This is a genomic window from Methylomagnum sp. (assembly GCF_054333355.1).
Genome location: NZ_JBTEKS010000227.1, coordinates 1 through 7,358, shown reverse-complemented (window position 1 = coordinate 7,358; position 7,358 = coordinate 1). Strand labels below are relative to the sequence as shown.

Sequence of the window (7,358 nt, the reverse complement as noted above, 5' to 3'; positions counted from 1 at the left end):
CATGCTATGATCCAAAACATAGCCAGCCCGACCCCCGCCTGCCATGTCCATCCTCGTCCAACTCATCCACCCCTATCCCGAACGCTCACGGGTCAACCGCGCCCTGGTGGCGGCGCTGCAAGACCTGCCCGCCGTCACGGTCAACGAACTCTACGCCCGCTACCCCAACTTCTACGTGGACGTGGCCCGCGAGCAAACCCTCCTCCGCGCCGCAGAACTCATCGTCTTCCAGCACCCGTTCTACTGGTACAGCGGCCCCGCCCTATTAAAGGAATGGATCGACGTAGTCCTGGAGCAAGACTTCGCCCACAGCAGCGGCGAGGCGGCCCTGCGCGGCAAGCGCTGGCTGCACAGCGTCACCACCGGAATGCCCGCCACCGCCTACGCCCCCGGCGTGCCGGGCCGCGCCACCATGGCCGAATTGCTCAAGCCCTTTGAAATCACCGCCAGCTTCTGCGGCATGAATTGGCTGGAGCCGATGGTGTTCCACGGTGCCCACGAGGCCGACCCGGACCGCATCGCCCGCCACGCCCTGGCCTTCCGGGAACGACTGGTCGCCCTGTCCGGGCCGGAGGCGCGCCGTGCATGAGCCATTGCTGTTGCAGCACGTCCTGATTTACCTGGTCGGGGCGGTGGTCTGCGTGCCCCTCGCCAAGCGGCTGGGGCTGGGTTCAGTGCTGGGCTATCTGCTGGCGGGGTTGGCCATCGGTCCCGCCGGGCTGGGCCTGATTGCCGAGGGGGAAGAAATGATGCACTTCGCCGAATTGGGCGTGGTCATCATGCTGTTTCTGGTGGGGCTGGAACTGGCGCCCCAGCGGCTGTGGGAAATGCGCCGCCCGATTTTCGGCCTGGGCGGCTTGCAGGTGTTGACGACCACGGCCCTGCTGGCGGGCTTGGCGCTGGCCTTCCGCATGGACTGGCAAGTGGCCGTGATCGCCGCCATGGGCCTGTCCCTCTCGTCCACCGCCATCGCCCTGCAAATCCTCACCGAACGCAACGAACAAGCCACCCCGGCGGGGCGGCTGGGTTTCGCGACCCTGCTGTTTCAGGATTTGGCCGTCATCCCCATGCTGGCTTTGTTGCCCTTCTTGGGGCAGCAGGCCGCCGCCGAAGGCTTCGATTGGCCCGGCGCGGCCAAGGCGGCGGCGGTGATTGTGAGCATCGTGGTGGGCGGGCGGTTCGTGCTGCTGCCGCTGCTGCGGTTCGTGGCCATCACCCAGCAACGGGAAATCTTCACCGCTTCCGCGCTGCTCATCGTCATCGCCATTGCCTTGCTGATGAACGCCGTGGGCATGTCCATGGCGCTGGGCACCTTCCTGGCCGGGGTGCTGCTGGCCGAATCGGAATACCGCCACGCCCTGGAAGCCGACTTGGAGCCGTTCAAGGGTTTGCTGCTGGGCCTGTTCTTCATCGCCATCGGCATGTCGCTGGATTTGGCGCTGATTCAAAGCCATTGGCAAATCCTGCTGGCCTTGGTGGCGGTGTTCGTGTCGGTGAAGCTGGTTATCCTGTGGGGCTTAGGCTGGTGGTTCGAGGTGCCCAAGGCGCAGCGCTGGTTTTTCGCGATGCTGCTGTCGCAAGGCGGCGAATTCGCCTTCGTGCTGAACACCACGGCCCAGGCGCAAGGCATCATCCCGGCGGACATCGCGGACCTCTTGGCCGCCGTGGTGGCCTTGTCGATGATGACCACGCCGTTCTTGCTCAGCCTGCATGGCCGGTGGATCGAGCCGTTTTTCTCAGGGCGGCGCAAGCCCGCCTACGACGCGCCGGAGGACGAGGGCAATCCAGTCATCGTCGCCGGGTTCGGGCGGTTCGGGCAGATCATCGGGCGCTTGCTGGCCGCGCACCGGATCGGCGTGACCATCCTCGACCACGATCCCATCCACATCGACACCATCCGCCGCTTCGGCCACAAGGTGTTTTACGGCGACGCCACCCGGCTCGACCTGCTGCGGGCGGCAGGCGCGGAACAGGCCAAGCTCATCATTGTCGCCATCGACGCCGTGAGGCAGGCGTTTCCGCATCTCGTCATCTTGGCGCGGGTGCGCAATGTGCAGCACGCTTTCGAGTTGATCGAGCGGGACGTGCCGTTTTTTCAGCGGGAGGTGTTCGAGTCGGCCTTGTTACTCGGCGAGCAAGCCTTGGTGCAATTGGGCTTTGGGCCGCACGCCGCCCGCCAGGCCGCGCTGAAATTCCGCGCCCACGATTTGCGGACGCTCAACAAGCGCTTTGAGGCGCGGGGCGACGAGGAGGAGTTGATTTCAGTGATGCGGGAGGCCCGGCAGCAATTGGAAGAAGCGCTGAATGCTGACCGGGAGGCTTATCACTCGGGGGCGGGGCGGGATTCTTGGCGGTGAGTTGAATTTCTCGAATGCTGCGATAACCAATTTGTGTAGGATGAACACGAGGATTATTGCCCCGTTTCGAATGACTGGAATTGATGGGTTTCGCTGCGCTCTACCCATCCTACTTTTTCTATTTTATTGTGGTTTACCTAGGTTCTGTTGACGTAAGGAAAAATGGGTTTTTGAAACAGACGGTTAGCCGCCGCCCCTAAAAACGTAAGTCCATGTTTCTTGGCGCTTTTCGCGCTTACGTCAACAGAACCTAGGCTACGCGGGCTGATTTATTAGCAAAGTAACAACATCCAGAAGCCCCTCCGCTTTTTCAAGGGCTTCCCGCATTTCCTCCGCTGTAGGTTCCAAAATATCGCCTGGATAGCGAAACTCCGTAGCGTAAGGCGTCAATATTTCCGCTGCCTCTTGATGTTGTTCAAACCTGGAATCAATTCTAAGGGCTAATTGAGCAAGCAATCTCAGGTCATGGGTTTTTGGAAATGGTTGGTCGTGGAAAACCAAAAAGCCTTTTATGGCTTTTTCGCCTGCTTGTTGGCAGTGATAAATAGCCACATCCAGGCATATTCCTAAATCGAGACTTAGCTTTTTTGCCGCTATCAAGTCGTGTTGCGCTTTAATTAGCCAGTTTTTTACCAAGGTGGCTTTTTCATCCATAAAGCCGTTTCCCTTGCGATAGTATCTGATGCTCTAGGGAGCTGGGTACTTGCGCGAATCGGTCAATTTCTTTTGGGGTTCTTACCAGAATATCCAGAGGATAGGGAATATCGCGTAAACAGCGATAGGCGATGGACGCTCGCTTGGTCGGAGAAACATCGCTTTGGGGAACGATGACGAGTAAATCCAGGTCGCTATTTGAGTCGGGATTTCCCCAGGCGTGTGAGCCAAAGAGGAAGATGGATTCTGGTTGGAATTGTTGGATTAGTCGATTAACGATTTCCGGGATTAATTGATTCGGGTGATTCATGTCTCAATGATCCGTGTTGCTTACCAATGAAATCGTGAAATCGTTCCCACGTTCTGCGTGGGAATGCAGGTTTGGCCGCTTTGCGGCCCGTCCTTATCCAGAGGCGTGGGAGCGATAGGTTATAAGTCATCAAGCGCCACTTCCACGGCTAACGGTTTTTCGGCCTGTCTTGCTTTGACGATTTCGCCTAATTCATAATCTTCCAGTTTTTCCATCAGTTGCTCATAACGTTCTGCCGGGATTAGATAGGCCATGGGTAGGTTATGGTTGATAATGGCGATGGGTTCGCCGTCGGCTTGGTCCAAAAGGGCGGTGGGGCTTTTCTTTAATTCGGCGAGGCTGGCGCTGAATGAGGCGAGTATTGGGTGCATGGGTTTACCTCGATAGGTAAGTAAGGGGCTGGTTCCCAAGCTCCGGCTTGGGAACCCGAAACTCGGAGAACTTCTAGCTTCCCGAGCGTTCGGGCACGGGAAGCTAGAGCTTGGGCTATCACTTCAAAGGCAGCAGCCGGATTCGGTTTTTCTTTGGGTCAATACTCACCAATGCGCCCTGTCTGATTTCATTTTCTGCTTTTTGTAGCGCAAGTAAAACCATATTACCGACGCTTTTTGGCCGAATGTCTTCGGTCCTTATTTGAATGACGCTCGGGGCCGTCGCGCCTGTTGCGAAGAGTAGGGCACCGAAATCTAAATCATGGGTGAATACGATATAGCCATTGAGCCGTGCCCATTCCATGATTTCCGTATCCGGTGCGGTAATATCGCCGATTTCGCTCCAATGTTTGACGGTATATCCCGCCGCTTGCAGAAACGGAACCCAAAGTGGCGATAGATTCATGTCCAGAAGAATCTTCATGCTTACAGTGCCATATCATATTCTTCGGTGCGCCATGTTGCATAGGATAATGCGGCTTTGATATCTTCCTCTTCCAAATAAGGGTATAGCTCCAATATTTCTTTGAATGAGGCAGATGAGGCGACAAGGCCGGTAATGGTGCCGACGGTGACTCTCATGCCACGGATACAAGGTTTTCCGCCCATGACATTGGGGTCCATGGTGATTCTGTCCAGTTCGGGGAATTTCATGGGGTTTCCTATTTGGGTTTAGTTGCGTTTATGCTGGTTCTCAAGCTCTGGCTTGGGAACTCAAAACCCGGAGAGCTTCTAGCTTTCTGAGCGTTCGGACACGGGAAGCTAGGGCTTCCAAGACTGCATTCCTAAGCGGGGGTTTGATTACTTGCCTTTCAGCACTTGTTGATATTCCATGGCTTTCTGGCTTATTTCGCGTCCGCTCATGCCTTCAAAAAGGTCTTGCCGCCAGTCGGTATAATCAAACTTTTCTGGTTGGAGCGATGCGGCATATTCTTCGTAATGTTTCCCACGGACGCCAATACCTAAATCTTCCAGTTTGTATTCGGGCCGTAATTCGTCACGTTTAGCCATTTTCGTAAATCCTCCACTTATGCTGGTTCCCAAGCTCCGGCTTGGGAATACGCTAAAAGATGCGATTACATTTTTGCCGCAGTTTCGACCTGATAGCATGTTAAATATCAATATCTCCATCGTATCCATTGTTAAAGCTAGTGCGTAACTCCCAGTCCTCTACGCCAAGGGGTTCTATCTGAGCATCATGTGGAGTAATAACTTTTTCATAAACTTCTTCACGCGGAAGCCCTAATTTCCTTGCTTCCTCACCTATAAATAAGGCTGCCGGTGTAGGTCCATAGCCTTGGTATGATAATCTGCACATACGCCCCTCCAAAAATTCTATTTTATATTCGGTGCTATAGCCGTTTAACATATTTATAATGTTTTTCGATAAAAAGCCATCGTCAGAATTAAGGCCATGTTCGTATGCTTCACTTTTGTAAAAAGTCATGATTGGTTCCGGCTGCTTTGAGGTTGCTAGTTATGTGGGTTTGTCTGCGATCAATTGAGGTACACTGGAGTCCCTAAAAATGCCTCGTTTCACGCATAAGTCTAATTATCTCACGAAAATCTTATTTGTATAACAATTGCAGTTTGGCCTAAATCTTTAAATACACCAACCCCATGCCCCCCCTAATCCAAGCCAAATCCCTAACCAAAAACTACACCTTCGGCGACGGCGAATCCCTCCCCGTCCTGCACGGCCTAAACTTCGCCATATACCCCGGCGAATTCGTCGCCATCATGGGACCCTCTGGTTCCGGTAAATCCACCTTAATGAATATCCTAGGCTGCCTGGACGTGCCCACCGCCGGCCATTACCTCCTCAACGGCACCGACACCGCCCACCTCGACGTGGACCAACTCGCCGCGCTCCGTAACCAACTCATCGGCTTCGTGTTCCAAGGCTTCAACCTGCTGCCCCGCAAAAGCATCGGCGACAACGTGGCCCTCCCGCTCATCTATGCCGGCATCAGCCGCGCCCAGCGCGAGGCCATCGCCGTCGAAATGCTGGGCCGGGTCGGACTGGCGCACCGGGCCAAGCATCGGCCCACCCAACTTTCCGGCGGGCAACAACAGCGCGTCGCCATCGCCCGCGCCCTCGCCAACTCGCCCAAACTCATCCTGGCCGACGAACCCACCGGCAACCTCGACACCCACACCAGCGAAGAAATCATGGCCCTGTTTGAAGACCTCAACCGCCACCAAGGCTTGACCATCGTGCTAGTGACCCACGAACCCGACATCGCCCGCCACGCCCAGCGGCTCATCCACATCGTGGACGGCCACATCGCCGGGGACGGGCCGGTGGACGACGTGCTGAGAGCGGCCCGCCCATGAGCCTGTCCGACATCCTCGCCGAAGCCCTGCAAGCCATGGGTGCCAACCGCCTGCGCACCGCCCTGACCATGCTCGGGATGATTATCGGCGTCGGCGCGGTGGTGCTGATGCTGGCGATAGGGCAGGGCGCCCAGGCCATGGTGAGCGAATCCATCGCGTCCATGGGCAGCAACCTCTTTATCGTGCTGTCCGGCTCGTCCACCTCCGGCGGGGTGCGGATGGGCGGCGGCACCGTGCCGACCCTCACCGCCAGCGACGCCGCCGCCATCGGCGAACTGCCCGAAATCGCCGCCGTCGCGCCGATCTTTCCCAACAACGCCCAGGTGATTTACGGACCCAACAACTGGACCACGATGATTGCGGGCACCACGCCGGAGTCGTTCGAGGTCCGCGATTGGTATCCAGTGGCCGGGACCACGTTCACCGACAGCGACGTGCGCTCGGCGACGCGGGTCATCGTGTTGGGCCAGACCGTGGTGCGGAATTTGTTCGGCGACGAAGACCCGGTGGGCAAGACGGTGCGGGTGAAGAACAGCCCGTTCCTGGTGCTGGGGGTGTTGGCGCCCAAGGGGCAGAGCTTGGACGGGCGCGATCAGGACGACACGGCCATGGTGCCCTTGACCACGGCGCAGCGACAGCTATTCGGCAACCAGTTTCCGGGCATGATCCGCTTCATGATGGTGAAGGCGAAATCGGCGGAGGTCATGCCCGGCGCGGAACGCAACATGGCGGACCTGCTGCGCCAGCGGCACCGCATCCGGCCCGGCCAGGACGATGATTTCACGGTGCGGAACCTCACCGCGCTGGCCCAAACCGCCGCCGGGACGACCAAGGCCATGTCGGCGATGCTTGGGGCGATTGCCTCGGTGTCGCTGCTGGTGGGCGGCATCGGCATCATGAATATCATGCTGGTGTCGGTGACGGAGCGCACCCGCGAGATCGGCATCCGCATGGCGATAGGCGCACGGCGGCGGGACATCCTGCTGCAATTCTTGGTGGAGGCGCTGATTATCTCGCTGGCCGGGAGCTTCATCGGCGCGGCCTTGGGGTTCGGTTGCGCGTGGTTGACCGCTAGTTTGGCGGGCATGACGGTGGTCGTCACGCTGTGGTCGATTATGCTGGCGTTCGGCGTGGCGGCGGCGGTGGGGATTTTCTTCGGGTTCTATCCGGCCCGGAAGGCGGCGGGATTGAGGCCGATTGAGGCGTTAAGGTATCAGTAGCATCGAAAAGAAGCCGTGGGAGTGGGCTTTAGCCCACGAGAAGCTGTAT

Annotated in this window: 11 protein-coding genes; 4 read left to right on the top strand and 7 right to left on the bottom strand. The window is 57.5% G+C overall.

All coding sequences use genetic code 11. The features are described 5' to 3' along the window. Nucleotides 1-43 precede the first annotated feature (43 nt). On the top strand, nt 44-589 hold the full coding sequence (locus ACXWUF_RS15505; RefSeq protein ID WP_458495557.1) for an NAD(P)H-dependent oxidoreductase: 546 nt from the start codon (nt 44-46) through the stop codon (nt 587-589). After that, nucleotides 582-2,357, top strand: coding sequence for a glutathione-regulated potassium-efflux system protein KefC (gene kefC / locus ACXWUF_RS15500; protein WP_458495556.1), 1,776 nt, complete (start codon nt 582-584; stop codon nt 2,355-2,357). Before ACXWUF_RS15505 ends, kefC begins: the two co-directional genes overlap by 8 nt. A gap of 255 nt (nt 2,358-2,612) precedes the next feature. On the opposite strand, the gene ACXWUF_RS15495 is transcribed toward kefC, so the two are convergent. The 7 genes from ACXWUF_RS15495 to ACXWUF_RS15465 all read right to left on the bottom strand — a co-directional run bounded on the left by ACXWUF_RS15495 (nt 2,613) and on the right by ACXWUF_RS15465 (nt 5,199). Continuing rightward, nucleotides 2,613-3,011 carry a HEPN domain-containing protein gene (locus tag ACXWUF_RS15495; RefSeq protein ID WP_458495555.1) on the bottom strand — a complete coding sequence of 133 codons (399 nt, stop codon included), beginning with the start codon at nt 3,009-3,011 and terminating at the stop codon, nt 2,613-2,615. Beyond that, nucleotides 3,004-3,321 (bottom strand): nucleotidyltransferase domain-containing protein, encoded by a 318-nt coding sequence (locus ACXWUF_RS15490; RefSeq protein WP_458495554.1) that lies wholly within the window; start codon nt 3,319-3,321, stop codon nt 3,004-3,006. The genes ACXWUF_RS15495 and ACXWUF_RS15490 overlap by 8 nt, the downstream gene beginning before the upstream one ends. A gap of 119 nt (nt 3,322-3,440) precedes the next feature. Continuing rightward, nucleotides 3,441-3,692, bottom strand: coding sequence for a type II toxin-antitoxin system Phd/YefM family antitoxin (locus ACXWUF_RS15485; protein ID WP_458495553.1), 252 nt, complete (start codon nt 3,690-3,692; stop codon nt 3,441-3,443). A gap of 118 nt (nt 3,693-3,810) precedes the next feature. Beyond that, nucleotides 3,811-4,176, bottom strand: coding sequence for a DUF5615 family PIN-like protein (locus ACXWUF_RS15480; protein ID WP_458495552.1), 366 nt, complete (start codon nt 4,174-4,176; stop codon nt 3,811-3,813). 2 nt (nt 4,177-4,178) lie between these two features. Beyond that, on the bottom strand, nt 4,179-4,406 hold the full coding sequence (locus ACXWUF_RS15475) for a DUF433 domain-containing protein (RefSeq protein WP_458495551.1): 228 nt from the start codon (nt 4,404-4,406) through the stop codon (nt 4,179-4,181). 147 nt (nt 4,407-4,553) lie between these two features. After that, nucleotides 4,554-4,763 (bottom strand): hypothetical protein, encoded by a 210-nt coding sequence (locus ACXWUF_RS15470; RefSeq protein WP_458495550.1) that lies wholly within the window; start codon nt 4,761-4,763, stop codon nt 4,554-4,556. Nucleotides 4,764-4,863: 100 nt separating this feature from the next. Next, a complete protein-coding gene (locus ACXWUF_RS15465; RefSeq protein WP_458495549.1) occupies nt 4,864-5,199 on the bottom strand; it encodes a hypothetical protein in 336 nt (111 codons plus the stop codon). A gap of 173 nt (nt 5,200-5,372) precedes the next feature. On the opposite strand from ACXWUF_RS15465, the gene ACXWUF_RS15460 reads away from it, so the two are divergent. Further along, entirely contained in the window at nt 5,373-6,089 is a 717-nt protein-coding gene (locus tag ACXWUF_RS15460) for an ABC transporter ATP-binding protein (protein WP_458495548.1), read from the top strand. Further along, nucleotides 6,086-7,309, top strand: a complete 1,224-nt coding sequence (locus ACXWUF_RS15455; protein WP_458495547.1) for an ABC transporter permease — start codon at nt 6,086-6,088, stop codon at nt 7,307-7,309. The genes ACXWUF_RS15460 and ACXWUF_RS15455 overlap by 4 nt, the downstream gene beginning before the upstream one ends. Nucleotides 7,310-7,358 lie beyond the last annotated feature (49 nt).